The sequence below is a fragment of the Amycolatopsis sp. NPDC003865 genome (assembly GCF_053605345.1).
On the sequence record NZ_JBSGJA010000010.1, the window covers coordinates 164,764 to 190,459 of the forward strand.

The 25,696-nt window shown below is 71.6% G+C and carries 25 protein-coding genes; 9 read left to right on the forward strand and 16 right to left on the reverse strand.

Annotated elements, in window-relative coordinates; genetic code table 11:
- Window positions 1-11 precede the first annotated feature (11 nt).
- The 5 genes from ACWEVP_RS24285 to rimO all read right to left on the reverse strand — a co-directional run bounded on the left by ACWEVP_RS24285 (window position 12) and on the right by rimO (window position 4,234).
- Entirely contained in the window at window positions 12-857 is an 846-nt protein-coding gene (locus tag ACWEVP_RS24285; RefSeq protein WP_452064849.1) for a PspA/IM30 family protein, read from the reverse strand.
- A gap of 278 nt (window positions 858-1,135) precedes the next feature.
- On the reverse strand, window positions 1,136-1,594 hold the full coding sequence (locus ACWEVP_RS24290) for a helix-turn-helix domain-containing protein (RefSeq protein ID WP_043785204.1): 459 nt from the start codon (window positions 1,592-1,594) through the stop codon (window positions 1,136-1,138).
- A 99-nt stretch (window positions 1,595-1,693) separates the two neighbouring features.
- Window positions 1,694-2,155, reverse strand: a complete 462-nt coding sequence (locus tag ACWEVP_RS24295) for a CinA family protein (RefSeq protein ID WP_452064850.1) — start codon at window positions 2,153-2,155, stop codon at window positions 1,694-1,696.
- Between the two features lie 4 nt (window positions 2,156-2,159).
- A complete protein-coding gene (gene pgsA / locus ACWEVP_RS24300) occupies window positions 2,160-2,801 on the reverse strand; it encodes a CDP-diacylglycerol--glycerol-3-phosphate 3-phosphatidyltransferase (protein WP_452064851.1) in 642 nt (213 codons plus the stop codon).
- Window positions 2,798-4,234 carry a 30S ribosomal protein S12 methylthiotransferase RimO gene (rimO, locus tag ACWEVP_RS24305; RefSeq protein WP_452064852.1) on the reverse strand — a complete coding sequence of 479 codons (1,437 nt, stop codon included), beginning with the start codon at window positions 4,232-4,234 and terminating at the stop codon, window positions 2,798-2,800. The genes pgsA and rimO overlap by 4 nt, the downstream gene beginning before the upstream one ends.
- 74 nt (window positions 4,235-4,308) lie before the next feature.
- Between rimO and ACWEVP_RS24310 the strand changes: the two genes are divergently transcribed.
- The gene (locus tag ACWEVP_RS24310; protein ID WP_452064979.1) at window positions 4,309-4,821 is read left to right on the forward strand and encodes an amino-acid N-acetyltransferase; all 513 of its coding nucleotides are present in this window, start codon (window positions 4,309-4,311) and stop codon (window positions 4,819-4,821) included.
- A 106-nt stretch (window positions 4,822-4,927) separates the two neighbouring features.
- The gene (locus ACWEVP_RS24315; protein WP_155545991.1) at window positions 4,928-5,362 is read left to right on the forward strand and encodes a phospholipase; all 435 of its coding nucleotides are present in this window, start codon (window positions 4,928-4,930) and stop codon (window positions 5,360-5,362) included.
- A gap of 3 nt (window positions 5,363-5,365) precedes the next feature.
- Here the strand turns inward: ACWEVP_RS24315 and ACWEVP_RS24320 are convergent, their stop codons facing one another.
- On the reverse strand, window positions 5,366-5,794 hold the full coding sequence (locus tag ACWEVP_RS24320; protein WP_452064853.1) for a hypothetical protein: 429 nt from the start codon (window positions 5,792-5,794) through the stop codon (window positions 5,366-5,368).
- A 36-nt stretch (window positions 5,795-5,830) separates the two neighbouring features.
- Window positions 5,831-8,314, reverse strand: coding sequence for a DNA translocase FtsK (locus ACWEVP_RS24325; RefSeq protein WP_452064854.1), 2,484 nt, complete (start codon window positions 8,312-8,314; stop codon window positions 5,831-5,833).
- 220 nt (window positions 8,315-8,534) lie between these two features.
- Between ACWEVP_RS24325 and ACWEVP_RS24330 the strand changes: the two genes are divergently transcribed.
- The 4 genes from ACWEVP_RS24330 to ACWEVP_RS24345 are packed head-to-tail and all read left to right on the forward strand — an operon-like array spanning window position 8,535 to window position 12,407.
- Entirely contained in the window at window positions 8,535-9,350 is an 816-nt protein-coding gene (locus ACWEVP_RS24330) for a lysophospholipid acyltransferase family protein (protein WP_452064855.1), read from the forward strand.
- Between the two features lie 33 nt (window positions 9,351-9,383).
- A complete protein-coding gene (gene wrbA, locus ACWEVP_RS24335; protein WP_452064856.1) occupies window positions 9,384-9,998 on the forward strand; it encodes an NAD(P)H:quinone oxidoreductase in 615 nt (204 codons plus the stop codon).
- Between the two features lie 49 nt (window positions 9,999-10,047).
- Window positions 10,048-10,995 (forward strand): EamA family transporter, encoded by a 948-nt coding sequence (locus tag ACWEVP_RS24340; protein ID WP_452064857.1) that lies wholly within the window; start codon window positions 10,048-10,050, stop codon window positions 10,993-10,995.
- 41 nt (window positions 10,996-11,036) lie between these two features.
- Window positions 11,037-12,407, forward strand: coding sequence for an amino acid permease (locus ACWEVP_RS24345; protein WP_452064858.1), 1,371 nt, complete (start codon window positions 11,037-11,039; stop codon window positions 12,405-12,407).
- Here ACWEVP_RS24345 and ACWEVP_RS24350 read toward each other — a convergent pair.
- The 8 genes from ACWEVP_RS24350 to thyX form a co-directional block, all read right to left on the reverse strand.
- Window positions 12,361-14,004 carry a substrate-binding domain-containing protein gene (locus ACWEVP_RS24350; RefSeq protein WP_452064859.1) on the reverse strand — a complete coding sequence of 548 codons (1,644 nt, stop codon included), beginning with the start codon at window positions 14,002-14,004 and terminating at the stop codon, window positions 12,361-12,363. The genes ACWEVP_RS24345 and ACWEVP_RS24350 overlap by 47 nt on opposite strands.
- A 344-nt stretch (window positions 14,005-14,348) precedes the next feature.
- Window positions 14,349-16,046 (reverse strand): ribonuclease J, encoded by a 1,698-nt coding sequence (locus ACWEVP_RS24355; protein WP_452064860.1) that lies wholly within the window; start codon window positions 16,044-16,046, stop codon window positions 14,349-14,351.
- A complete protein-coding gene (dapA, locus tag ACWEVP_RS24360) occupies window positions 16,043-17,056 on the reverse strand; it encodes a 4-hydroxy-tetrahydrodipicolinate synthase (protein ID WP_452064861.1) in 1,014 nt (337 codons plus the stop codon). Before dapA ends, ACWEVP_RS24355 begins: the two co-directional genes overlap by 4 nt.
- Window positions 17,057-17,157: 101 nt before the next feature.
- Window positions 17,158-18,651: a serine/threonine-protein kinase gene (locus ACWEVP_RS24365; RefSeq protein ID WP_452064862.1), complete on the reverse strand. Its 1,494-nt coding sequence runs from the start codon at window positions 18,649-18,651 to the stop codon at window positions 17,158-17,160.
- A gap of 77 nt (window positions 18,652-18,728) precedes the next feature.
- Complete coding sequence (locus tag ACWEVP_RS24370) at window positions 18,729-19,142, reverse strand: hypothetical protein (RefSeq protein ID WP_452064863.1); 414 nt, start codon at window positions 19,140-19,142, stop codon at window positions 18,729-18,731.
- Window positions 19,143-19,144: 2 nt separating this feature from the next.
- On the reverse strand, window positions 19,145-20,386 hold the full coding sequence (locus ACWEVP_RS24375) for an Nramp family divalent metal transporter (protein ID WP_452064864.1): 1,242 nt from the start codon (window positions 20,384-20,386) through the stop codon (window positions 19,145-19,147).
- Window positions 20,387-20,515: 129 nt separating this feature from the next.
- Window positions 20,516-20,911, reverse strand: coding sequence for an ACT domain-containing protein (locus ACWEVP_RS24380; protein ID WP_452064865.1), 396 nt, complete (start codon window positions 20,909-20,911; stop codon window positions 20,516-20,518).
- Window positions 20,911-21,651: an FAD-dependent thymidylate synthase gene (thyX, locus tag ACWEVP_RS24385; protein ID WP_452064980.1), complete on the reverse strand. Its 741-nt coding sequence runs from the start codon at window positions 21,649-21,651 to the stop codon at window positions 20,911-20,913. Before thyX ends, ACWEVP_RS24380 begins: the two co-directional genes overlap by 1 nt.
- Before the next feature lie 87 nt (window positions 21,652-21,738).
- Between thyX and ACWEVP_RS24390 the strand changes: the two genes are divergently transcribed.
- The 3 genes from ACWEVP_RS24390 to ACWEVP_RS24400 all read left to right on the forward strand — a co-directional run bounded on the left by ACWEVP_RS24390 (window position 21,739) and on the right by ACWEVP_RS24400 (window position 23,731).
- Window positions 21,739-22,254, forward strand: coding sequence for a toxin-antitoxin system HicB family antitoxin (locus ACWEVP_RS24390; protein WP_452064866.1), 516 nt, complete (start codon window positions 21,739-21,741; stop codon window positions 22,252-22,254).
- Window positions 22,255-22,266: 12 nt separating this feature from the next.
- Complete coding sequence (locus ACWEVP_RS24395; protein WP_452064867.1) at window positions 22,267-23,181, forward strand: DUF4097 family beta strand repeat-containing protein; 915 nt, start codon at window positions 22,267-22,269, stop codon at window positions 23,179-23,181.
- Window positions 23,182-23,380: 199 nt separating this feature from the next.
- Window positions 23,381-23,731 (forward strand): CU044_2847 family protein, encoded by a 351-nt coding sequence (locus ACWEVP_RS24400; protein ID WP_452064868.1) that lies wholly within the window; start codon window positions 23,381-23,383, stop codon window positions 23,729-23,731.
- A gap of 3 nt (window positions 23,732-23,734) precedes the next feature.
- Here the strand turns inward: ACWEVP_RS24400 and ACWEVP_RS24405 are convergent, their stop codons facing one another.
- Window positions 23,735-25,687 carry a hypothetical protein gene (locus ACWEVP_RS24405; protein ID WP_452064869.1) on the reverse strand — a complete coding sequence of 651 codons (1,953 nt, stop codon included), beginning with the start codon at window positions 25,685-25,687 and terminating at the stop codon, window positions 23,735-23,737.
- Window positions 25,688-25,696 lie beyond the last annotated feature (9 nt).

Sequence of the window (25,696 nt, forward strand, 5' to 3'; positions counted from 1 at the left end):
GACTGCCGGCGTCAGGCCGGGTTCTTGCCCTGCTCGGCCTGCACGCGCGCCTGGATCTCGCGCTGGATGTCGGCCGAGCTGCTGGCCGGCTTCTGGGCCGCCGTCTTGCCGCCGTCGGTCACCTGGGCGACCGACTCACCGCGCATCGACGAGCGGATCTGCTCCAGCCGCGAGTGGCCGGCCAGCTGCGTCGTGGAGGCCTGGACCTCCATCATCCGGCCCTGGACCGAGTTCTGGGCGAGCTCCGCCTGGCCGAGAGCCGTGGTGTAGCGCTTCTCGATCTTGTCGCGGACCTCTTCCAGCGACGGCGTGTTGCCCGGCGCGGCCAGCTGGCTCATCTGGTTCAGCGAAGCGGAGACCTGCTCCTGCATCTTCGCCTGCTCCAGCTGCGACAGCAGCTTGGTGCGCTCGGCGAGCTTCTGCTGCAGCATCTGCGAGTTGCGCTCGACGGCCTGCTTGGCCTGCGCCGCGGCCTGCAGCGACTGGTCGTGCAGCGTCTTCAGGTCCTCGATGTTCTGCTCGGCCGTGACGAGCTGCGTCGCGAAGCTCTCCGCGGCGTTCTCGAACTCGGTCGCCTTCTGCTCGTCACCCTTCGACCGGGCTTCGTCCGCGAGGACGAGCGCCTGCCGGGTCGAGGCCTGCAGCTTCTCGACGTCGCCGAGCTGCCGGTTGAGCTTCATCTCCAGCTGCCGCTGGTTGCCGATCACGGAGGCGGCCTGCTGCGTCAGCGCCTGGTGGTTGCGCTGCGCCTCCTCGATGGCCTGCTGGATCTGTACCTTCGGGTCGGCGTGCTCGTCGATCTTCGACGAGAACGCCGCCATCATGTACTTCCAGAACTTCACGAACGGGTTGGCCATCTCCTCCGCCTGCCTTCTTGCGTCCCACGGGCCTAGGTACTCGGGGTGTGGGGCGTCGCTCCCCTGCATGTGCAACGCACCGACCCCGGCGTTGGGTTCCATCGTGTCAGGTCGGCCACGTCCGTTCCAGGCGACCCGGCGGAATTCAGGGATCGCCCCGATCACCACCCGTAGACCACGCGGCCGGAACCGGGGAGGTTGCCCCGGGGCCGGGAGTCAGGGCCGGACGCGAACGGCCCCGGGCGCGTCGCCCGGGGCCGTTCGCTTCGCGATCCGAACTACGCAGCGATCGTCGAGGCCAGCTTGGGCTGCCCGATCGTCGTGCGCAACGTCGTGTTCATCCTCGGTGCCGGGGAAACCCGCAGGTCGGCGAGGTCGTTCCCGATCAGCTCGGACATCAGGCGACCGCCTTCGATGCCGGCCGCCGAGGCCTCGGCGCCCCGCTTCTCCCGGGGCGCGCCTTCCACGATCCGCTCGTCGACCGGTGCGACCTCGACGTTGTCGAGGGCCGAAACGTCCGCCGCCACGTTGTGCAGCAGCTCGCCGAGCGGAAGGTCCAGGGCCTGGCAGATGGACGCGAGCAGCTCGCTCGACGCCTCCTTCTGGCCCCGCTCGACCTCCGAGAGGTAGCCGAGGCTGACCCTGGCGGCGCGGGAGATGTCGCGCAGCGTACGACGCTGGTTGGTGCGGGCATGACGGAGCCGATCACCGATCGCCTCACGCAACAGCACGGTCATCACGCGCCTCCCTTCCGAACAAGTACCCCCTACGTTACCCAGAGCGGCGCCCCGGGCGCAGGAGTTGGTGTGCCCGTACGCCAAGGGCGAACGCCCGTTTCACCCCAGATGTTCCCCGAGCAGGGCAAACGCGGCCAAGACCGACTCGGTCCTGATCAAGTCCCGATCGCCTGTCAAGGCCAGCGTACGGACTGTACGTATTCCCAGCCCCGCGAGCCCGAGGTGCACCGTGCCGGGCGCCACGCCGTCCTGGGCCGACGGCCCGGCCACGCCGGTGAGGCCGAGACCCCACGTCGCCCCGCACCGGTCGCGCGCGCCCGTCGCCAGCTGCGCGGCGACCTCGGGGTGGACGGCGCCGTGCTCGGCCAGCAGGTCCGCGTCGACCCCGGCCAGCGCCGTCTTCAGCTCCGTGGCGTAGACGACCAGGCCACCGCGCAGGACCGCGCTCGCCCCCGGCACCGTCGCGAGGGTCGCGCAGACCAGCCCGGCGGTCAGCGACTCGGCGGCGGCGACGGTCTCGCCGCGCGCGGTCAGGGCCGCGACCAGCTCCCGTGCGTCCAAGCCGTCAGCTCCCGGTGACCCGGCGCCCGGCGGCCCGCAGCCGCACCGCCCGCACCAGGTAGTCGACGCCCGTCACGACCGTCAGCACCAGGGCCAGCCCCATCAGCGCCCACCGCACCGGGTCGGCACCGGCCGGCAGCGGCAGCAGATAAGCCACGATCGCGGCGATCTGGGCCATCGTCTTGGCCTTGCCGCCCCGGCTGGCCGGGATCACGCCGTGGCGGATCACCCAGAACCGCAGCAGCGTGACCCCGATCTCACGGACGGCGATGACGATCGTCACCCACCAGCCCAGCTCGCCGAGGACGCTGAGCCCGACCAGCGCGGCGCCGGTCAGCGCCTTGTCCGCGATCGGGTCGGCGATCTTGCCGAAGTCGGTGATCAGGCCGTACTTGCGGGCCACCCAGCCGTCGAGCTGGTCGGTCGCCGAGGCGATCGCGAACAGCCCGGTCGCGAGGGCCCGCCAGGTCGTGTCGTGGCCGTCGCCGACGAACAGCGCGACCACGAACAGCGGGACCAGGACCAGCCGCGAGAGCGTCAGCAGGTTGGCGACGTTGAGCGTCGGGACCGGGGTCGCCACCGGGACCTGGGCGGGGCCGTCGTGGGCCGTGCCCTCGTCGGCGGCGTCGCTGGGGAGCGCACTCACCGGTCGGCGTCCGGTACCGCGCGGACGATCAGGTCCACGCCCGCCGAGTCCACGACCTCGCAGCGCAGGAAGTCACCCACCTGGGCCTTCTCCGGCGCGTCGAGAATGACGCACTCGCCGTCGACCTCCGGCGCCTGGTGCGCGGCGCGGCCGGTGAGCTCGCCGTCGTCGTCCAGCTCGACCAGGACGTCGACGAACGTGCCGATGCGGTCCTCGGCGCGCTGCGCGGTCAGCTCCTCGACCAGCGCCGAAATCCGGGTGACGCGCTTGGCCACCTCTTCGGCGTCCAGCTTGCCGTCGAAGCCCTCGGCCTCGGTGCCGTCCTCGTCGGAGTAGCCGAAGACGCCGACCGCGTCGAGGCGCGCGCCGGTCAGGAACCGTTCCAGCTCGCTCAGGTCGTGCTCGGTCTCGCCGGGGAAGCCGACGATGACGTTGGTGCGGATGCCCGCCTCGGGCGCGTACTCGCGGATCTGCTCGCACAGCGCGAGGAACGAGTCGGTCGAGCCGAACCGGCGCATCCGGCGCAGCACCTGCTCGCTGGAGTGCTGGAAGGACAGGTCGAAGTACTCGGCGACACCCGGCGTGGTCGCGATGGCCTTGACCAGCTGCGGGCGCGTCTCGGCCGGCTGCAGGTAGGAGACGCGGACGCGCTCGATCCCGTCGATCTCCGCCAGCCGCGGCAGCAGCCGCTCCAGCGCGGTGGCGCCGTCGCGGCCGAAGTCCTTGCCGTAGGACGTCGAGTTCTCGCTGACCAGGAACAGCTCCTTGACGCCGTGCTCGGCCAGCCACATGGCCTCGGCCACGACCTCGTCGGGCTGCCGCGAGACGAACGAGCCGCGGAACGACGGGATCGCGCAGAACGAGCAGCGCCGGTCGCACCCGGAGGCGATCTTCAGCGCGGCCACCGGCGAGTCGTCGAGGCGCGTGCGCAGCACCCGCGGGCCCCAGCCGTGCTGCGCGTGGCCCGGGACCTCGACGTTCTCCGCGGCGGCGGGCCGCTGGACCGGGCTGATCGGCAGCAGCTTGCGGCGGTCGCCGGGGGTGTGCGAGGCGACCTTGCGGCCCGCGACGACGTCGTCGAGCCGGTCGGAGAGGTCGGCGTAGTGGTCGAAGCCCAGCACGGCGTCGGCCTCGGGCAGGCTGTCGGCGAGCTCGTGGCCGTAGCGCTCGGCCATGCACCCGACGGCGACGACCTTCTTGCCCGTGTCCGAGGCCGCCAGCAGCGTGTCGACGGAGTCCTTCTTGGCCGACTCGACGAAGCCGCAGGTGTTGACCACCACGACGTCGGAGTCCTCCGGATCGGCCGCCAGCTCCCAGCCGCCGGCCGCCAGCCGGCCCGCCAGCTCCTCCGAGTCGACCTCGTTGCGGGCGCAGCCCAGGGTCAGCAGGGAGACGCGTCGGGTGGCGGCAGGGTCAACGGCAGGAGAAGGCACGACGTTCAGGGTAGCCGCCGGTCCCGGGCAGGTTGACGACGGCGTGGCCCGGTGGTGTGGCAGTGTTGACGATCGTGCCGTCCGCCTCCCCCGCCGTCCGCCGCGCGCGGATCGCCGACGTCCGCAAGATCAAGGCCCTCGTCGATTCCGACGCCGGCCGCGTCCTGCTCGAGAAGGACCTGGTCACGCTGTACGAAGCGGTCCAGGAGTTCTGGGTCGCCGAGGTGGGCGGCGAGGTCGTCGGCGCGGCCGCGCTGCACGTGCTCTGGGAGGACATCGCCGAGCTGCGGACCGTCGTGGTCGACAAGGCCGTCCGCGGGCAGGGCGTCGGGCGGGTGCTCGTCGCCCGGCTGGTCGACGAGGCCCGTGAGCTGGGTCTCAAGCGGCTGTTCGTGCTGACGTTCGAGACGAGCTTCTTCCAGGGCCACGGCTTCGTGGAGATCCAGGGCACCCCGGTGTCGCACGAGGTCTACGAGGAGATGCGGCGCTCCCACGACACCGGCGTCGCCGAGTTCCTCGACCTCCCCTACGTCAAGCCGAACACCCTGGGCAATTCGCGAATGCTGCTGGAACTCCGGGACCCCTAAGTCTGAAGATTTCCCCTTAACCTCCTTCCGGGCGGTGACGCACGCCACCCGGGTGTCCCAGGATGATCAGGTCAATTCCTCACCTGATCAGCAAGGAACGCACAAGATGCGCACGACTCTGCGGAACCTGGGGGCCACCATCGCGGTGGCCGCGACTGTCGGCGGAGGTGCCCTGCTGGGCGCCGGCACGGCGGCGGCGGTCGACATCCCGACCGTGACCGACCAGTACCTCTTCAGCACCTCGCTCTCGAACTTCGAGACGATCCGGGGCCAGGCGCCGTACAACGGCCAGCTCGACTGGTCGTCCGACGGCTGCTCGTGGGCCCCGGACAACCCGTTCGGCTGGAAGTTCCTCCCCGGCTGCCACCGGCACGACTTCGGGTACCGCAACTACAAGAAGCAGGGCCGGTTCACCGAAGCGAACCGGCTGAAGATCGACGACAACCTGTACTCGGACCTCAAGAGCGTCTGCGGCTCGAACATCGCCTGCAAGGGCGCGGCCTGGACGTACTACCAGGCGGTCCGCAAGTTCGGCGGCTGAGCCTCAGCCGACCCGGATCGTGGCCTCCTGGCCGTCCTCGCTCACCGAGACCAGCTCGACCCGGCTGGCGGCGAACGAGGTCGCCTGGGGCCCGGTCCGGGGCCCGCTGTGCAGCTCGGCCGTCGTGCTCTCGCCGCGGCCGGGCTCGCTCAGCAGGAACGCCAGCGTCGCCTCGCCCTGCCAGATGCACGTCATGTTCGGGCGGCAGCGCGAGTCCGAGACGACGCGCAGGTAGCGGACCACCAGGTCCTTGCCCTGGATCGCGGCCTCCTGACCGGTGCGCAGCGTGACGTCACCCCGCGGAGCGGTGCTGACGGTCGACGGCGCCGAGGGCCGCACGGGGGCGGCCTGCTGGGCGGCCGCCGTGCTCCCGGCGCCCACCGCGACGACGACGAAGGCGAACAGTCCGGCTGCGATGCGCTGCGGGTCCATGCGCTCAGGACGGAACGGCCCCGGCGGCGGGTTGCACTACTCGTCGTCGGAGTCCGACGGCGACGGGTCGCCGCCGCGGATCAGGTACAGCACCGAGTCCAGCTCCTCCGGCTTGATCAGCACGTCACGGGCCTTCGAACCCTCGGACGGGCCGACGATCCCGCGGCTCTCCAGCAGGTCCATCAGGCGGCCCGCCTTCGCGAACCCGACCCGCAGCTTGCGCTGCAGCATCGACGTCGAGCCGAACTGGGACGTCACGATCAGCTCCGCCGCCTGCAGCAGGACGTCGAGGTCGTCGCCGATGTCCGGGTCGATCTCCTTCTTCTCGCCTGCCTTCTGCGCGGTGACGCCGTCCTGGTAGTCCGGCTGTGCCTGTTCCTTGGCGTAGTTGACGACGGCGGCGATCTCTTCGTCGCCGACGAACGCGCCCTGGATGCGGACCGGCTTCCCGGCGCCCATCGGCAGGTAGAGCGCGTCGCCCATGCCGATCAGCTTCTCCGCGCCCGGCTGGTCGAGGATGACCCGCGAGTCGGTCAGCGACGACGTCGCGAACGCCAGCCGCGAGGGCACGTTGGTCTTGATCAGGCCGGTCACGACGTCGACCGACGGCCGCTGCGTGGCCAGCACCAGGTGGATCCCGGCGGCACGGGCCTTCTGGGTGATCCGGACGATCGCGTCCTCGACGTCGCGCGGGGCGGTCATCATCAGGTCGGCGAGCTCGTCGACGATCGCCATGATGTACGGGTACGGCCGGTACTCGCGCTCCGAGCCCGGCGGCGCGGTGATCTCGCCCGACTTGACCTTCTTGTTGTAGTCGTCGATGTGCCGGACCTTGTTGACCTGCATGTCCTGGTAGCGCTGCTCCATCTCCTCCACCAGCCAGGCCAGCGCGGCGGCGGCCTTCTTCGGCTGGGTGATGATGGGCGTGATCAGGTGCGGGATGCCTTCGTACGGCGTCAGCTCGACCATCTTCGGGTCGATGAGGATCATCCGGCACTCGTCCGGCGTCGAGCGCGCGAGCAGCGACACCAGCATCGAGTTGACGAAGCTCGACTTACCGGAACCGGTGGAACCGGCGACCAGCAGGTGCGGCATCTTCGTCAGGTTCGCGGTGACGAAGTGGCCCTCGATGTCCTTCCCGAGGCCGATCACCATCGGGTGGTTGTCCTTGACCGTGGACGGCGCCCGCAGGACGTCGCCGAGGCGGACCATCTCGCGGTCGGAGTTCGGCACCTCGATGCCGACCGCGGACTTGCCGGGGATCGGCGCCAGCAGCCGGACGTTGTCGGTCGCGACGGCGTAGGCGATGTTCTTGGTCAGCGCGGTGATCTTCTCGACCTTCACGCCCGGGCCGAGCTCGACCTCGTAGCGGGTGACGGTCGGGCCGCGGGTGAAGCCGGTGACCTGCGCGTCGACGTTGAACTGCTCCAGCACGCCGGTGATCGCCTCGATCATGGCGTCGTTGGCCTTGCTGCGGGACTTCGGCGCGTCGCCGAGCTTCAGCAGGTCGGGCGGCGGGAGCTGGTAGTCGCCCTCGACGGTCCGCGTGACGGCCAGCGGCGGCTCCGGCGCCTTCTTCGGCTTCTTTTCAGGCACTTCGGCCGGCTTGGGCACGGCCTTCGGCGGCTTGATCGGCGTCGGCGCCTCGGCCAGCATCGCGTCGAGGTCGAGCTGCTCGGCCTCGGCGTCGGCGGCCTGGCGGCGGCGCGACGGCTTGCGCAGGCGGGCGGACTTCGGGTCGGCCTCGGTGACCTTGTCCTCGTCGGTGGCGAAGCCGGACTTCTGCTGCTCGGCTTCGGCGAGCTCGTCTTCGTCGAGGCCCCAGTTGCGCAGCCGCGTCGGGATCTCGCGGACGGGGGTGCCGGTGAAGACGAGCACGCCGAAGACGAGCGCGAGGATCAGGAGCGGGACGGCGACCCAGGTCGTGACACCCATGGTGAGCAGGCCGCCGGAGAAGGCGCCGATGATGCCGCCGGCATACATGCGGCCGTCGTTGGTTTCCGGGAGCGCGGTGAAGATGTGCAGCATCCCGAGCACGGACAGGACGACCATGATCGTCCCGATGACCATCCGCGGCCGGGTTTCCGGGTGTGGCTCGGACCGCATGAGCGCGACGGCGACGACCACGAGGACCAGGGGCAGCGTGACGGCCCCGGCGCCGAGGACGGTCCGGGTGGCGATCTCGACCCCGGCCCCGATCGGCCCGGCGGCCCGCCACCAGACGCCGACGGCCGCGACGATGGCCAGGGCGATCAGGCCCAGCGCGACGCCGTCGCGGCGGTGTTCGGGTTCCAGTTCGCGGGTGCGGCCGACCGTGCGGGCCAGGGTGCCGATGCCCTTGGCCAGGAGGTTCCAGGTGCCGCGGACGCCCTTGCCGAAGATCCCGGGCGTCTTGCGGCGGGCTCGGGGGGCCGGCTTGCGGGCTGCCGGGCGGGACTTCGCGGGTGTACGCGGCTTACGCGCCGCTGCTCCCTTCGCGCCGCTACTCGTGCTTCGCTTTCTCGTCGCCGACCCAGCCATGCCTTTTACGGTAACCGGCCGTCGGCGTTCGTCCCATGCGCCACTCTCGGCTCAGGGTGAACTTCTGCCTCACAGCGAGCTTGAGCGGCCGTCCGGGTGAATGGCGGGGCGGGCGGCTGGGCGGGCGAAAGACCGGTCATTCTGCCTTGGGAACGACCAGTCGCCCCGGCCCACCGACGGCGCATTCGGGTGAAAAACGGCGTCTGCCATGCTCTGCCCCATGGTCGCGCTGCACTCGGACAACACCTCCCGCCGGGCCCCCGCCATCTGGCGGACCATGCTGAACATCGACCGCGGGCTGGTGAACCTCGTCGGCAAGCTGACCGTGACCGGGCGGATCCCCGCCCAGCTGCGCGGCAAGCCGCTGCTGATGACGGCGAACCACATCGGCGTGTTCGACGCGTTCGTGCTGATGGCGGCGTGCAAGCGGATCGGCATCAACCCGCGGTTCATGCTGGCGGGCGGCATCCTGGACGCCCCGGTCATCGGCCCGGCGCTGCGGGTCAGCGGCCACCTGCGCGTCGACCGCAAGCACGCGGGCACGGCCGTCGGGCAGTTCGCCGAGGCCGTCGAAGCGCTGAAGACCACGCGCGAGCCGATCATCGTCTACCCCGAGGGCCGGATCAGCCACGACCCGGGCCTGTGGCCGGAGCGCGGCAAGACGGGCGCGGCCCGGCTGGCGCTGGCCTCGGGCGTGCCGGTGATCCCGATCAGCCAGTGGGGCGCGCACGAGGCCGTCTACTGGGGCACCGAGACCGTCAACGGCCCGGCCGACCTGGTCCCCCTCGCCCGCTCCGGGCTCAGCGCTCCCCTGCGCCGGCCCAAGTTCCGGGTGCACTTCGGCGACCCCGTCGACCTGTCGGACGTCGAGCCGGAGCGCCCCGGCGCCGGCGTGCGCGCGCACGCGAAGATCATGCAGGCGATCACCGACGGTCTCGTCCCGCTGCGCGCGAGCGAACCGGACCGGCCGCGCTTCCACGACCCGACGCGCCCCACCGACACGGTCAGTCCCTGGAAGCCGAAGCCCGGATCCTGAGACGCACGCCCGGTTCGCCTAGAGTCGGGACACGTGAGCACACGGATACTCGTCGTCTACTACAGCTCGACCGGGAACACCGCCGCCCTCGCCGAATCGCTCGCCGCGGGAGCCCGCGAAACCGGGGCCGAAGTGCGCGTGCGGACCGTGCCGGAGACCGTCCCCGCCGAGGCCATCGCCAAGAACCCGCGCTGGCAGGCGTGGGTCGACGCGGGACCGCACCACGAGCTCGCCACCCTCGCCGACCTCGAATGGGCGGACGGGCTCGCGTTCGGCAGCCCGACCCGCTTCGGCGGCCCCGCGGCCCAGCTCAAGTCCTATTTGGACAGCACGGGCGGCTTGTGGGCGCAGGGGAAGCTCGCCGACAAGGTCGCGACGTCGTTCACGACGGCGTCCACCCGGCACGGCGGCCTGGAGTCGACGCTGCTGGCGATCAACAACGTCTTCTACCACTGGGGCGCGATCGTCGTCCCGCTCGGCTACACCGACCCGCACCTGATGGAGTCCGGCAACCCGTACGGCGGCTCGTTCGTGTCCCGGAAGTCGGCGGCGCCGGACGACCTCGCGCTCGGTGCGCTGCGCGTCCAGGGGCGCCGGCTCGCGACGATCACGACGCACGTCGCCACCGGCCTCAAGCGGGCCGAGTAACCGGGAAAAGCGCTTTGGCAGTGACGCGGCGGGCCCTACAGTCGCGGTGGTGACCACCGAGCTGCCCGTCCTCGCCCCGCCCCGGGTGGCCCACCGCGGCCGCGGGACCACCCTCGTCCTGCTCGCCGCGCTGTTCTTCAGCACGTCGGGCACGCTGGGCAAGTCCGCGATGGCCGCCGGGTTCAGCCCGGAGCAGGTGGCCGCGATGCGGATCGGCGTCGCCGGGCTCGTGCTGCTCGCCGGGGTGGCGCTGGTCGCGCCGCGGAAGCTGCGGGTGCGCCGGGCCGAACTGCCGGTGCTGGCCGGCTACGGCCTGCTCGGCGTGGCCGGGGTGCAGCTGCTCTACTTCGTCGCGGCGGGCCGGATCCCGGTCGGCATCGCGATCCTGCTCGAGTTCGTCTCGCCGGTGCTCATCGCGCTCTGGGTCCGGTTCGTGCGGCGCCACCGGCTGCCGCGGTCGGTGTGGGGCGGCATCGCGCTGGCCATGCTCGGGTTGTCGCTGGTCGCCCAGGTGTGGCAGGGCGTCACGTTGAACGGCCTCGGGCTGCTCGCCGGCTTCGGCGCGGCGCTGTGTTCGGCCGGGTACTTCCTGCTCGGCGAGCGCGCGGTCGCCGACATCGACCCGCTGGGCCTGGTCACCTGGGGCATGGTGATCGGCGCGGTGCTGGTCGGCGTCGTCTCGCCGCCGTGGACGTGGCCGGTCGGGCTGCTCGGCACCGACGTCGCGTTCGGCGCGTGGCGCCCGCCGGTGTGGCTGCTGCTGGTCCTGCTGGTGCTGGTGGCGACCGTGTTCGCCTACGTCTTCGGGATTTCGTCGCTGCGGCACCTGCCGGCGTCGGTCGCGAGCGTGGTGGGTCTGGTCGAGCCGGTGATCGTCACCGTCACGGCGTGGGCGCTGCTCGGCGAGGAGCTCACCCGGCTGCAGCTGCTCGGCTCGGCGATCCTGCTGGCCGGTGCGTACCTGGTGCAGCGGAAGTCCGAGATCCTGACGAGCTGAGTTCTTCACGGGGTGTCGCCGAGGTGCGAGAATCCCCCACCATGACGACGACGGGGCTGCGACCCGAACTGCGGCAGCGGCACGTCCGGATGATCGCCCTCGGCGGCATCATCGGCGCGAGCCTGTTCATCGGCAGCGGCGCGGTGATCCACACCGTCGGCCCGGCGGCCGTGCTGTCCTACGCGCTGGGCGGGCTGCTGGTCGTGCTCGTCATGCGGATGCTGGGCGAGATGGCGACGGCCGCGCCGGCGCTCGGCTCGTTCATGGAGTACGCGCGGGACTCGCTCGGCGGCTGGGCGGGTTTCACGATCGGCTGGCTGTACTGGTACTTCTGGGTCGGCGTGGTGGCATTCGAGGCCGTGGCCGGCGCGAAGATCCTCCAGGGCTGGATTCCCGGCGTGCCGCAGTGGGTGTTCTCGCTGGCGCTGATGCTGCTGCTGACGGCGACGAACCTGGCGTCGGCGCGGTCGTTCGGCGAGACGGAGTTCTGGCTGGCGTCGATCAAGGTCGCGACCATCGTGGTGTTCCTGGCGCTGGGCTTGCTGTTCGTGCTCGGGCTCTGGCCGGGCGCGCACTTCTCGGTGGGCAACATCGGCCTCGACGGCTTCGTGCCGAACGGCGGTTTTTCGGTCGTCCACGGCGTGGTGATCGTGATCTTTTCCTATTTCGGCGCGGAAATCGTGACGATCGCGGCGGCGGAGTCCGACCAGCCGGAGACGGCGGTCCGCAAGGCGACGTCGACGATCGTGTGGCGCGTGATCGTGTTCTACGTGGGATCGGTGGCACTGCTGGTGATGATCACACCGTGGCGCGGGATCCCGAGCGAGACAAGCCCGTTCGCGGCGGCGTTCGGCCGCTTCGGCGTCCCGGCGGCGTCCACAGTGGTCAGTGCGGTCGTCCTGACGGCGGCGCTGTCGGTGCTGAATTCGGGACTGTACACGGCCTCCCGCATGCTGTTCGCGCTGCGCCGCCACGGGTGGGCACCGGCGTGGGTAGCGGACACGAACGCGCGCGGGGTGCCGTGGAAGGCGATCCTGGTGTCCACTTCGGTCGGCTACGTGGCGGTGGTGATGAGCTACGTGTCCCCGGACAAGATCTTCTACTTCATCATCAATTCGGCGGGCGCGGTGGCGCTGTTCGTGTACGCGATCATTTGCGGATCACAGTTGCGGATGCGGCGGCGGCTGGAGGCGTCGTCGCCCGAGTCGTTGAAGCTGCGGATGTGGGGGTATCCGTGGTTGAGCTGGCTGACGCTGGTGCTGACGTTGGTGGTGGTGGCGTCGATGCTGTTCGTGGACGAGGACGCGCGTTCCCAGCTGTACTTGAGTTTGATCAGCTTGGCGGTGATCTTGGGGGTGTACGCCCTCATCCACCGGCGATCCGGCTCAGTGCCGCGAAAAACACGTCCGTGATCTTCGCCGGGTCCGGGGCCACGAACGCCTGGCCGCCGGTCGCCGCCGTCAGCTGGTCCAGTTCCGCCTTGTCCGCGTCCGGGCCTATGCCCACTCCGATCAGGGGGATCGGGCGGTGGGGGTCCTGCAGCTCGGCCAGCTGCGCCAGCGCTTCCGCGCGGGACATGCTGTGCGCGTCCTCGTTGCGGCCGTCCGTCAGGACGATCACCAGGTTGAGGCGGCCGGGCTCCCACTCCCGGCGGGCCGTCCGGTACGTGTCCACCACGCTGTCGTACAACCCCGTTCCGCCGTCCGGGCTCGCCTTCAGCTGGGCCAGCCGCTCCAGCGCGCCGCTCGTCAGGTGCTGGGCCACCGGGGCCATCGGCAGCAGCTCGCGGTAGTCCTTGTCGCCGCCCAGGCGGGTCGAAAACGCCAGCATGCGCAGCTGGGTCGCCGGCTTGAACAGGTGCAGTGCCTTCTCCGTGGCCTGCACGGTCACCTGCATGCGGTTCAGTCCCGTCCCCGGCACCTGCGCGTTCATCGACCCCGACACGTCGACGAGCACCTGCACCCGCGCGCTCAGGTTGACCCCGGCCCACTGGTTGAGCAGCTCGTCGACCGCCCCCGCGGCCGGGAGGTTCGCCGTGCGGATGCCCGGCGGCGACACCCGCGGGTCGTCGGCGTGGTCGCGCAGCGCCTGGCCGCCCGCCGCGCGCAAGCCCGTCTTCGCGATCGCGTCCGAGCCCGCGTCGCCGAGGACCGCGTCGCGCAGCGCGTCGACGATCGGGCGCTGCTGCGGTGTGATCCCGCCCAGCTCCGCGAACGGGTAGTCCAATGTGGGCACTGCCGTCGCGTAGACGGCGACGAGCGGGGACGTCCGGTCCTCGATGTTGTGGCGCAGCACCGAGTTCTCCGACGCGGGGAACACCGTCACCGAAGCCGCCGTCCCGCCGCTGCCGCTCGACCCCGGCAGCCGCGCGATCAGGTCCGTCTCCGCGCCGAGCGTGTTCGCCGAGACCCGCCGCAGCAGCGCCACGTACGCCCCCGCGGGCTCGGGGGCCGCGCGGACGCTCTCCTTCAGCCCGAGCAGGGCCAGCGCGCCGACCGCGTCGCGGGCCGGGTCGGACATCCCCGGGACGGCGCCCGGCGCGCCCAGCACGTCGGCCCACGTGGGGCTGCGCTCGGGCCAGCCGATGCCCTTGACGACATCCTCCGCGGTGGCCAGCACGATCGGCGAGCTGGCCACCGACGCGCCGGACTCGGGGACGTCGCCGGCGCCGAGCCGGTGAGCGCGCCGCAGCGCGAGGGTCGAGTCCGGCACCCACACTTGTGACCGCGGGCTGCCGTCGGACATCGCGAGCCGCTCGGCGGCCGACGCCGCCTCCCTGGCCTGGACCTCGATGGAGCCGCACCGCAGGTCGAGCCCCCTGGCGACGAGCGTGAGCGCCGGCGCCACATCGGGGGACGCGGTGACCAGGACCTTCGCCGGCTGCACGCAGGTGGGCCGGGACCGCACCGCCGAAACGGTCACCCAGGCGGCGGCCCCGAGGACGACCACGAGGCCGGTCGCGAGGACGGGCACCAGCAACCGGCGTCTTCCGTCGGAGTGACGTCCCATCGGCGGCCTCTCTTCGGGGGAGGCGGGCTGGGACCAAGGTTAGCGCCGGGCAAAGCACCGGTTCGTGGTCCGGACGGCGTAACAACGCCTCATACCGGGGAGGGAGGCGACCGTCGTCCCGCAGCGGGATGTCCAGGGCCCGGGCACGCGCGACACTGGATGCCTACCGCTTGGGGGTAAAACATGAAGCCGACGAGGACCGAACAGCGGCATGCGAGACGGGCGCTCCTGCGCCAGATCGCCACGCTCGCCTTCGCGTTGGGACTGGCGAAGGTGGCGCGCTAAGAGGGAGCACCGAAGGCGGCCTCGGGTGCGCGAGACGCAACCAAGGCCGCCTTGGGGCGCTAGACCGGGATGACCGTCGGGACGATCATCGGGCGGCGGCGGTAGGTGTCGGCCACCCAGCGGCCCACCACCCGGCGGACCGCCTGGGCGATCCGGTGCGTGTCCGTGATGCCCTCGGCTTCCGTGCGCGCCAGCTCCATCTCCACCAGCGGCACGACGGCGTCGAGCGCCTTCGGGTCGTCGGAGAAGCCGCGGCCCGCGACCGTCGGGCTGCTGACCGCGCGGCCGGTGTTCGAGTCCACCGCGACGTTGATCGCGATGAACCCGCCCTCGCCGAGGACGAGCCGGTCCGACAGCGTCGACTCGCCGACGTCACCGACCGACAGGCCGTCGACGTACACGTGGCCCACCTCGACGCGGCCGGTGCGGGACGCCTTGCCGTCCACGAGGTCCACCACCACGCCGTCTTCGGCGATGACCACGTTCTCCGGCGCGACACCCGTGCGGATCGCCAGCTCGCCGTTCGCGCGCAGGTGCTTCCACTCGCCGTGGACCGGCATCACGTTGCTCGGGCGCACCGCGTTGTACAGGTACAGCAGCTCCCCCGCCGACGCGTGGCCGGACACGTGCACCTTCGCGTTGCCCTGGTGGACGACGTTCGCGCCCAGCCGGGTCAGGCCGTTGACCACGCCGAACACCGCGGTCTCGTTGCCCGGGATCATCGAGCTGGCCAGCACGACCGTGTCGCCCGCGCGGATCGAGATCTGCCGGTGCTCGCCGCGCGCCATCCGCGACAGCGCCGAGAGCGGCTCGCCCTGCGACCCCGTCGAGACGAACAGGACCTTGCTCTCCGGCAGGGTGCTGGCCTGGTCGAGGTCGACGAGCAGGCCGTCCGGCACGTTCAGCAGGCCCAGCTCGGCCGCGATCCCCATGTTGCGGACCATCGACCGGCCGACGAACGCGATCCGGCGGCCGTGCCGCTCGGCGGCGTCGAGGACCTGCTGGACGCGGTGGACGTGGCTGGCGAAGCACGCCACGATCACGCGCTGGTCGACGCGGCGGATGACGTCGTCGAGGACCGGGCCGATGTCGCGCTCGGGCATGACGAACCCGGGCACCTCGGCGTTGGTCGAGTCGACGCAGAACAGGTCGACCCCCTCGTCGCCCAGCCGGGAGAAGCCGGCCAGGTCGGTGAGGCGCCCGTCCAGCGGGAGCTGGTCGAGCTTGATGTCGCCGGTGTGCAGGACGACGCCCGCCGGGGTGCGGATCGCGACCGCGAGCGCGTCCGGGATCGAGTGGTTGACCGCGAAGAACTCGAGGTTGAACGCGCCGACGTCGCGGCGCTCGCCCTCGCGGACCGTGATCAGGTTCGGCCGCTGCCGGTGCTCCTTGGCCTTCGCCGCGAGCAGCGCGTTGGTGAACTTCGAGCCGTAGATCGGCAGGTCCGGCCGCAGGCGCAGGAGGAACGGGACGGCACCGATGTGGTCCTCGTGCCCGTGGGTGAGCACCAGTCCGTCGATCTCGTCGAGGCGGTCCTCGATCGCGCGGAAGTCGGGCAGGATCAGGTCGACGCCGGGCTGGTCGTCCTCGGGGAAGAGCACCCCGCAGTCGACGATGAGCAGCCGGCCGCCGAACTCGAAGACGGTCATGTTGCGCCCGACCTCGCCGATGCCGCCCAGCGCGACTACTCGCAGGGCTCCCTCGGGAAGCTTGGGCGGGGCGTTGGTGGGGCCTGGACCTGGGGGAAGTGAGCTCACCGAGGCAGGGTCCCAACGCTGGTGTGCGAGGTCGGCGCCACGTAGGCGGCCCTCGAGTCTGCTTGTGCCACCCGCTCACCATGCCAGTCCTGGGCCGCCGTGTCGCCCAGCGGCACGCCGCCCTGGCCGAGATCGGCGGCGATCAGGGCCGTCTGCTCGGCGGTCGGGGCGACGATCGGCAGCCGCGGTTCGCCGACGTCGAAGCCGCGCAGCCGCAGCGCCGTCTTGCTGAACGCGACCCCGCCGACCCGCGACATCGCGCGCAGCACCGGCAGCATGCCGCGGTGGTTGGTGCGCGCGGTGGACGTGTCGCCGTTCTCGTAGGCGTCGATCATGGCGCGGATCCGGCCCGCGACGACGTGACCGATCACACTCACCACGCCGGTGCCGCCGACGGAGATCCACGGCAGGTTCAGGCCGTCGTCGCCGGAGTAGTAGGCGAGGTGGGTGTTGGCGATGACCTCGGAGCCGGCGATCAGGTCGCCCTTGGCGTCCTTGACCGCGACGATCCGCGGGTGCTCGGCCAGCCGCAGCAGCGTGTCGACCTCGATCGGCACGACCGAGCGCGGCGGGATGTCGTAGAGCATCACCGGCAGCCCGGTGCTGTCGGCGACGGCCGTGAAGTGCGCGTGCAGGCCGGCCTGGCTGGGCCGCGAGTAGTACGGGGTGACGACGAGCAGGCCGTGCGCGCCGGCCGCTTCGGCCTGCTTCGCCTGCTCGATGCTGTGCGCGGTGTTGTTGGTGCCCGCGCCGGCCACGACGGTCGCGCGGTCGCCGACGGCCTCGACCACGGCGCGGACGAGCTCCTGCTTCTCCGTGTCGCTCGTGGTCGGGCTCTCGCCGGTGGTGCCGTTGACCACGAGGCCGTCGTTCCCCAGCTCCACGAGGTGCTCGGCCAGCTCCTGCGCCCGCTTCAGGTCCAGCGCGCCGTCGGCGTCGAAGGGGGTGACCATCGCGGTGAGCACGCGCCCGAACGGCCGTCCGGGCGCTGCGGTAGGTGGGTTGGACATGCCCAGACGGTACCCCGTCGCACCGACAAAACCGCGCCGACCTGGTCACCAGCGGCGAAGTGCGTAGGATTTCCGGGCCCCGGCCGTTCGTCGCGGAACTTCTACTTGACCTTGGTCACGATCGGCGCGGAGATCGGGCCGCCGTCGGCCTTGGCCAGCACGCAGTAGAACTCGCGCGTCGGGTATTCGCCGCTCTCGGTCGGCACGCTCTGCCACTGCGCCTGGGTCGGCACGAGCGCCCGGTACTTCAGCCCGTCGCGCTTGGCCTCGGGCACGAGCGACGAGCGGAACGAGGCCGCGCAGCGGGCTTCGGCGGCCGCGGTGACGGCGCCCAGGCCCGGGTAGTCGGCGATCGTGGCGTCGCTGTCGGACCAGTTCGTGGTGCCGATGACGTCCCCGGCGTCGTAGATCTCGAGCGTGTGACTCTCCTTGCAGTCGCCGTCGTTGGCGTTGCTGATCTCGCCGCCGTCCTGGACGGGCGCGTTGTAGCAGGGGTAGCTGGAGGTGGCGTCCACGCGCATCTGCCCGCCGAGGCCGAAGGTCATCGTCGGCAGCTTCTGCTCGTCGACAGCGGGGGCCTCGAACGCCTTGCCGGCGAAGAACCCGCCGACCAGCGCGCCGACGACGAGCACCGCGGCCAGCGAAACCCACAACGCGCGCAGGTTCTTCTTCGGCGGCTGGGGCGCGACCCGCGTCATCGGGCCGCCCTGCTGCAGCATGGCGGTGCCGTTCGGCGGGGTCGGCCGCATGCCCTGCGCCGTGGTCAGCAGGTTCTGCGCCTGGGCCGCGGTGAGCCGCGCGTCGGGGTTGGCGACGAGCAGGCCGAGGATGGCCGCGGCGAGCGGGCCCTGGCCGCGGGTCAGGTACGGGATCTCGGTCATGATCGCGTGCAGTGTCGCGGCCGTGGTCGCGCGCTCGAACGGGATCGTGCCTTCGACGGCGAAGAACAGCGTCGCGCCGAGGGACCACAGGTCGGACGCGGGCAGCGCTTCGCGGCCTTCGACGCGCTCCGGCGCCATGAACGCGGGCGAGCCGACGATCATGCCGCTGGTGGTCAGGCGCGGGTCGTCGACGGCGTGGGCGATGCCGAAGTCGGTGAGCTTCACGCGGCCGTCCGGCGCGACGAGGATGTTCGCCGGCTTGACGTCCCGGTGCACGATCCCGGCGGCGTGGGCGGCCTGCAGCGCGGCCAGCACCCGCTCCCCCAGCTGCGCGGCCTGCGCGGCGGGCATCGGGCCCCGCTGGCGTACGAGGTCGGCCAGCGACGGCGCTTCGACGAGCTCCATGACGATGAACGTGGTGCCGCCGTCGGTGACGACGTCGTAGACCGTGACGACGGCGGGGTCGTTGAGCCGCCCGCCGGTGCGCACCTCGCGCAGCGCGCGCTCGGAGAAGACGGCGGCCGACTCGGCGTCGGGCAGCCGCAGCTCCTTGACGGCGACCTGACGGCCGATGACCTGGTCCTGCGCCCGCCACACGACGCCCATGCCACCCCGGCCGAGCTCGCCGAGCAGCGCGTAACGGCCCGCGACCACCCGCTGACCAGGCGTGGCGGGCGCCTGCGGTGGATACGGCCGGGTCTGTTCGTCGGTCACGGTGCTCCTTTTGGCGGCGGTCGCGCAGATGCTAGTCGGACCGCTTCGGAGCGTTCGGGGTTCCGCGGAATTGTGACTCAGCGGTGTGTTTCGCCGCGGTACGGGATCCACCGGTAGCCCGGCGCGAAGTCGCTGAACTCGGCGCGTTCGCCGGTGGCGGCCCAGATGTCCTCGCTGACGACCAGCCCCGGGAACACCGTCAGGTCCTTCTCGGCCATCAGCTCGGCGTACGTGCGGAACTCGTCGGTCTCGACGCCGGCGAGCGCGTAGCGGTAGACGGGCGGGGCGGTCCGCAGCAGCCAGTACAGCCGGCGGCCGGCCTCGGTCATGGCCACCGGGTCGGCCGACACCGCTTCGGGCGCCACGCCGCACCACCAGCCCGAGCCGTCGGTGAAGACGCGCGACGGCCACCCGCCGAAGTGCTGCGCGAGATCCCGGGCGTGGTTCTCGCGATCTCCGCATTCGGCGTTCAAGCCGTAGCGCCAAGCCATAGTCAGCCGGTGACAGTCAGGTAGATCAGGACGAGGTTCAACGCGATGATAACGCCCGCGACGACCGACGCCGCGACCGTCGTCAGCCGCCGGTTGGCGTCTTCGCCCATCAGCTGCCGGTCCGCCGTCAACCGGATCAGCGGCACCAGCGCGAACGGAATCCCGAACGACAGCACCACCTGCGAGACGACCAGGGCCGCGCTCGGGTCGGCGCCCAGTGCGAGCACCGCGATCGCCGGGGTGAGGGTGACGAGCCGGCGCAGGACGAGCGGGATCCGCTTGTGCAGCAACCCCTGCATGATCATCGCGCCGGCGTACGCGCCGACCGACGTCGACGCGAGACCGGAGGCCAGCAGGCCGATGGCGAACATCAGCGCGATGCCGGGGCCGAGCGCCAGCGAGACCGCGTGGTGCGCGCCTTCGATGCTGTCGACGCCGGCCTGGCCCTGCAGGTTCGTCGCGGCGAGCAGCAGCATGCCGAGGTTCACCGCGCCCGCGAGCAGCATCGCCAGGCCGACGTCGGCGCGGGTGGCGCGCAGCAGCCGGCGCTTGCCGGCGCCCTCGACGCGGCCGTGGCGGTCGCGGACCAGACCGGAGTGCAGGTAGACCGCGTGCGGCATGACGGTCGCGCCCAGCATCGCGGCGGCGATGAGGATGCTGCCCGCGCCGTCGAACTTCGGCACCAGCCCGCCGAGCGTGTCCGCCGCGGACGGCGGTTCGACGAACAGGCTCGCCAGGAAGCCGACCGCGATGACCAGCAGCAGGCCGGTGACGACGCGCTCGAACGTCCGCTGGCCGCCGCGGTCCTGGACCGCGAGCAGCGTCAGCGAGACCGCGCCGGTGATCAGGCCGCCGACGATCAGCGGCAGGTCGAACAGCAGGTACAGCGCGATCGCGCCGCCGACGACCTCGGCGAGGTCGGTGGCGATGGCGACGACTTCAGCCTGCAGCCAGTAGGCCAGCCGCGCGGGCCGGGACAGCCGGGCGCGCAGGGCCTCCGGCAGCGACATCCCGCTGACCAGGCCGAGTTTCGCGGACAGGTACTGCACGAGCACGGCCATCAGGTTCGCCGCGACGATCACCCAGACCAGCAGGTAGCCGTAGCGCGCGCCGGCGCTGATGTTGGAGGCGACGTTGCCCGGGTCGACGTAGGCGATCGCGGCGACGAACGCCGGGCCGAGCAGGGCCGACCCGGTGCGCAGCCGCGCCGCGAGTCTCGGCCGGACAGCCTCGGTGACCGCCATGTCGCCTGCCTCTCAACCGGGTGTCGGGGATCCCAAACCGAAGTTTAGGCATGCCGAACTTTCGATTTCAAGGGTGACGGCTCCCACCCTCGCGGGAGCGAGTACCCGTGAATCACCCGCCGAAAAGCGTCAGGCGCCGGCGACTTCGTGCCCGGACTCGCGCAGCGCCTTCACGGCGTGCCCGAGATCGGCGCCGCGGACCAGGATGTGGTCGGTGTCGAAGGTGGACATGGAGAACAGCGCGACCCCGGCCGCGGCCAGCTCCGAGGCCAGCGCGGCGATGATGCCGGTGAGCGTGAACTCCAGCGGCCCGCGGACCGAGAGCAGCCGCCAGCCGTCCTCCGCCGTGCCGCCCGCCGGTTGCCGCCCGGCCGGGCAGATGACGGACAGTTCTTCGGGCGTCCGCGTCACCGAGACGAACGCGGGTTCGCCGGGTGCGAGGAGCTCGGCGGGCACCGGGGCGTCCGCGGGCAGCCGGACCACGGCGTAGTCGCCGGGCCGGACGTCGATCGCCAGTCGTTTCATCAGCCTTCGAACACCTTCGGGCTCGTCGCGATCTCGGTGCCGTCCGGCAGCGTCGAGATGGTGAAGTCGGCGAACACGTTCGCCGCGGCCTTCTGCAGGTGCCGGAGGCACTCCACGGCCAGTTGCCGGATTTCGACGTCGGCGTGCTCGGTCGCGCGCATCGCGATGAAGTGGCGCCAGGCCCGGTAGTTCCCGGTGACGACGATGCGGGTCTCGGTCGCGTTCGGCAGCACCGCGCGGGCGGCCTGGCGCGCCTGCTTGCGGCGCAGGGTCGCGCTCGGGACGTCGGCGAACTTTTCTTCGAGACCGGCCAGCAGCTCGCTGTAAGCGTCGACGCTCGCCTGGGTCGCGGCGAGGAACTTCTCGTGCAGCACGGGGTCGTTCGCGATGACGTCGGGCTCGACGAAGGCGGCGTCGCGCTCCGGCGCGTACCGGCGGGAAAGCTGCGAGTAGGAAAAGTGGCGGTGCCGGACCAGTTCGTGGGTCAGCGAGCGCGAGATCCCGGTGATGTAGAAGGTCACCGAACCGTGCTCGAGCACCGCGAGGTGACCGACGTCGATGACGTGCTCGACGTAGCCGGCGTTGGTCGCGGTGGCCGGGTTCGGCTTGTCCCACGCCTGGTAGCAGGCGCGGCCGGCGAACTCGGCGAGCGCTTCGCCGCCTTCGGCGTCGGTCGACCAGGGCACGTCCTCCGGCGGGAAGAACTCGGTCTTCGCGATCAGCTGCACCCGGGGTGACACGGCCACGTTCGCACTCCCTTCCGCGGGCTCCCCCGTGAGCCTAACCGCTCGCTTGACTGACACCACGAGTGACGTCATAGTGGTGTCATGGACCTGACGCCGTACATCGCCAACCTTCGCGAGGACCTCGCGAACACGGCTGCCGCCGGGGACGAGCACACCCGGCGGGCGGCCGCGCTGCTGTCTTCCGCGCTCGAACCCGCCGTCCGCCTGACGCTGATGAACGCCCTCGCCGACCTCGCCGCCGAGGTCACGGCCGCATTGCCGGGCCAGGTGGTCGACGTGCGGCTGGACGGCCGGGACGTCCGCGTGGTCGTCACCGGCGCCGCCGAGGAGCCGACGTCACGAGCGACACCACGTGACACCACTCCGCCACCACCGCCGATCGACGGCGGCGACATCTCGCGCATCACGCTGCGCCTGGTCGAGCAGATCAAGGGCCAGGCCGAGCGCGCGGCGGCGGCACAGGGCGTCTCGCTGAACACATTCGTCTCCCAGGCGGTGCAGGGGGCGCTGGGGCACGGCTCGCTCGGCGGGGGCCCCAAGCACCACGGCAAGGGCGACCGGCCCGGGTCGCACCTGCACGGCTGGGTCGAGGGCTGAGGGGATTTTGCGATGAGTGACGAAGAGACTGTTCCGAACGACGAACTGGTCCGCATCGACGAGTTCGAGACGGACGGCCCGCTGGACCTGGACGTCGGCGTGACGATCGGCCGCGTGGAGATCGTCCTGGAGGGCGAGTCGGGTGCCCGCGTCGAGCTGCGGCACGACCAGGGCGAGCAGCAGCCGTGGGTGGCCGGGGTCAACAGCCTGCTGTCCTGGGTGGGCGAGCGGTTCGGCGACCAGCTGGGCGTCGACCCGTCGGGGGCCAACCCCGCCGAGGCGGTGCGGCAGAGCCGGATCGAGAAGCTGGGCAACCGCCTGGTCGTGCAGGCGCCGAAGGCGTGGCAGCTGCGGAACGTGGCGCTGTCGGTGGTCGTCCGCGCTCCGGCCGGTTCCCACGTGGACGTGCGGGCGGGCGCGGCGGACGTGACGGTGACCGGCTCGGCCGGGCGCGTCGACCTCCTGACGGGCTCCGGCGAGGTCAAGCTCGACCGCGCCGACGGCTCGGCGACGATCCGCACGGGCAGCGGCGCGATCAAGCTCGGCCCGACGCTGGGCGGGTTGCAGCTGCGCAGCGGCAGCGGCCACGTCGAGGCGTCCTCGATCGCGGGGTCGGCGACGCTGGCGACGGGAACGGGCGACGTGTGGCTCGGAGCGGTGTCGGGCGAGGTGATGGCCCGCACGGGCAGCGGCGACCTGTCGGTGGCCGACGCGGGTTCGGGGTCGCTGGACCTGATCACGGGCTCGGGCGAGGTCCGGGTGGGCATCCGCGGCGGCACGGCGGCGGAGGTCGAGCTGACGTCGAGCGGCGGCCGGGTGTCCAGCGAGCTGGACATCGCCGACAGCGCCCCCGAGGGCGGCGTGCAGTTGAAGGTGCGCGCCCGGACGGGCTCCGGCAACGCGGTCGTGACCCGCGCGGCCGGCTGAGGGAAGCGGGTCGTTCCCGGCGGGGGCCGGGAGCGACCCGCACGACCGGACGGGGCTTCCCGCGGCCGTCCGGTCAAGGGGGTGACGGGCCGTTCCCGGCGGGGATCTCCGGGGACGGCCCGTTCTTCGCTGCCGCCGTCCCGGCGAAAGTGGCGCCGGACGCTGGTGTCCCGGGCCGCCGACCCACCAGGATGATCGCGTGGACGACTACCTGGGGACCCCGCATCCGGCCGCGACGCACGTCATTCCGGTGCAGCTGGACGACCGCACGCTCTACGTCGAGGCCCGCCCGGTGGGCGGCGGCGACGAAGAGGTCGCGGGACGGCTGCTCAAGTTCGACGGGTTCACCGAGACACTGAGCAAGGTCGCGAACACGGTGACCGACGCCGTGCAGGCCGGGCTGACGAAGGTCAAGCCCGCCAAGGTGACCGTCGAGTTCGGGTGCGAGGTCGGCATGGAAAGCGGCCAGCTGACCGCGATCCTGGTGAAGGGCACCGCGAAAGCCAACCTCAAGGTGACGATGGAGTGGAAACCCGGCGGCGGCGACTGACGGTCAGCGAAACCTTTTCATCGCCTTTTCAGCTTTGACGCGGACGGCTTTCGGGATCTTGCGATCGTCGACCAGAGCCTGCAGGACTTCCTTGCCCTGCCGAGGATCGCGCTTCGCCACCGCTTCGGCGGCGGTGAACCGCTCCTCCGGCTTGAGCTTCTTGTTCCCGGCCTGCTCGACCTGCGCGCGCAGCTGCTGCTTCTTGGTGAGCCGTGGAGCCTCGTTTTCCTTCGGCTCCTGGCGCCCAGAGGTTTCCGAACGGTTCTGGGCGGGCGGGTCCAGCCTCATGGCCCTGCTCATCGCGCTCGTCCGGGTCCGGTACCCGACGCCGGCCCGGCCGGCGACGCGCCGGTACGCGGCCGCCGCGCCGGCCGGGTCGAGCGACTCCATCTGCTTGATCACCGCGACCGCTTGATCACTCGGCAGACCCGCCGCGATCTGACCGAGGAGCGCGACGGCCTCGGCCTTGTCGCCCACCTGGGTCGCGAACTCGGCGCGCTGGTGAGCGGGTATTCGGCCATCCTTGGCGAGCGCGCGATAGGCCCGCGCGCCGACAGCCGGCCGCATCGATTTCAACCGGGCCGCCGCCTTGCCCCGCATCGACACCGTCTCCCCGTCAGTGTCCACGATCGTCCGAAGAAGATCGACGGCTCGGTTTTCGGAGCTTAAATCGGCGAGGTCCTCGATGACGTCCAGCCGGTCGGACGGGTTTCCCGGTCCGGTGACCAGCCTGGTCAGCGCACCGATCCCCCGGTCCGGGTCGAGCTCGTGGAGCGAGTGCGCGGCGAACCGGCGGACCGCGAATTCGACACCGGTGTGCCCGGCGAGCTCCGTCAGCCGGTCGAGTGCCCGGTCGCGGCCCGCGGGATACTGGCCGGCGGCCTTCGCGGAGTCTATCCGCCACTGTCCGAGCCGCTCGTCGTCGGCGAGGGTGAGCAACGCGTCGAGGCCCGCTTCGGGATCGACCTCCGCGAGAGCGAGCGCCGCGTCGAACCGGTCCTCCGGTTCGTCCCGCCCGGCCATGGCCAGCTCGCGCAGCAGCGGTATCGCCCGGACGTCGGCATCACCCAGCGCGCGGGCCGCCCGGCGGCGGACTCCAGCGGGATTCCGGAGATCCTGCGCGAGTTCCGCCAGCAGCTCGGCGCCGGTCGCGCGCCGGTGGACCACTGCGGCCACGGCCGCGGCGAGCCGCGTCTCGAAGCCGGCGGCGTGATCCCGGCTCAGCAGGGCCAGGGCGGAGATCTGGTCGGGATCGTGCGCGCACAACGTCTCCGCGGCGACCAGCCGGGCCTGGTCCGGGCAGCGGGGGTCTTCGACCAGGCGGCGGAGGATTTCCCGGCCGCGCGCGGCGTCTTCGCCGAAGACCAGCTGCGCGGCGTCGACGCGGAGTTCGCGCAGCTCGGCGGTGGCCGTCAACCTGACCAGGGTGCGCAACCCGTGCGACCGGTCGGCCTCGAAGACGACCTTGGCCGCGCGCAGCCGCGCCTCGGGGTCGGCGCGATCGGCGAAGATGAGGTAGTTCGCGGCGGTGATCCCCCGGCGCCGGTCCAGTGTGAGCAGCAGCCGCAGGGCCTCGATGCGCACGACCTTTCCGGTGTCGTCGCGGAGGACGGCTTCGAGCTTTTCCACGGCGGCGTCGGGATCGACGTGCACCAGCGCGGTGGCCGCCTCACGCCAGTCGTCGAGGGTCTGCGGGTTGGTGACCTGCTCGACCAGCCCGCGGCGGAGCCGGTCGCGCACCTTGTCCGGCACCTGGAGACCTTGGCGGATCACATCGACGACGAACCCGTGGTTGTGCTTCCAGTGCCGCCGCCGGAGGAACCGGGTGAGCACACGCGTGACGTCCTTGCCGTCGGCCGCCCACAAGCCGACCAGGAACAGCTCGACTTCCCAGTTCTTCCAGGCTTCCAGCCGAGGTCGCAGCCGCCGCCGTCCCGGCCTGGGGTACTTCCGCACAAGGTGTTC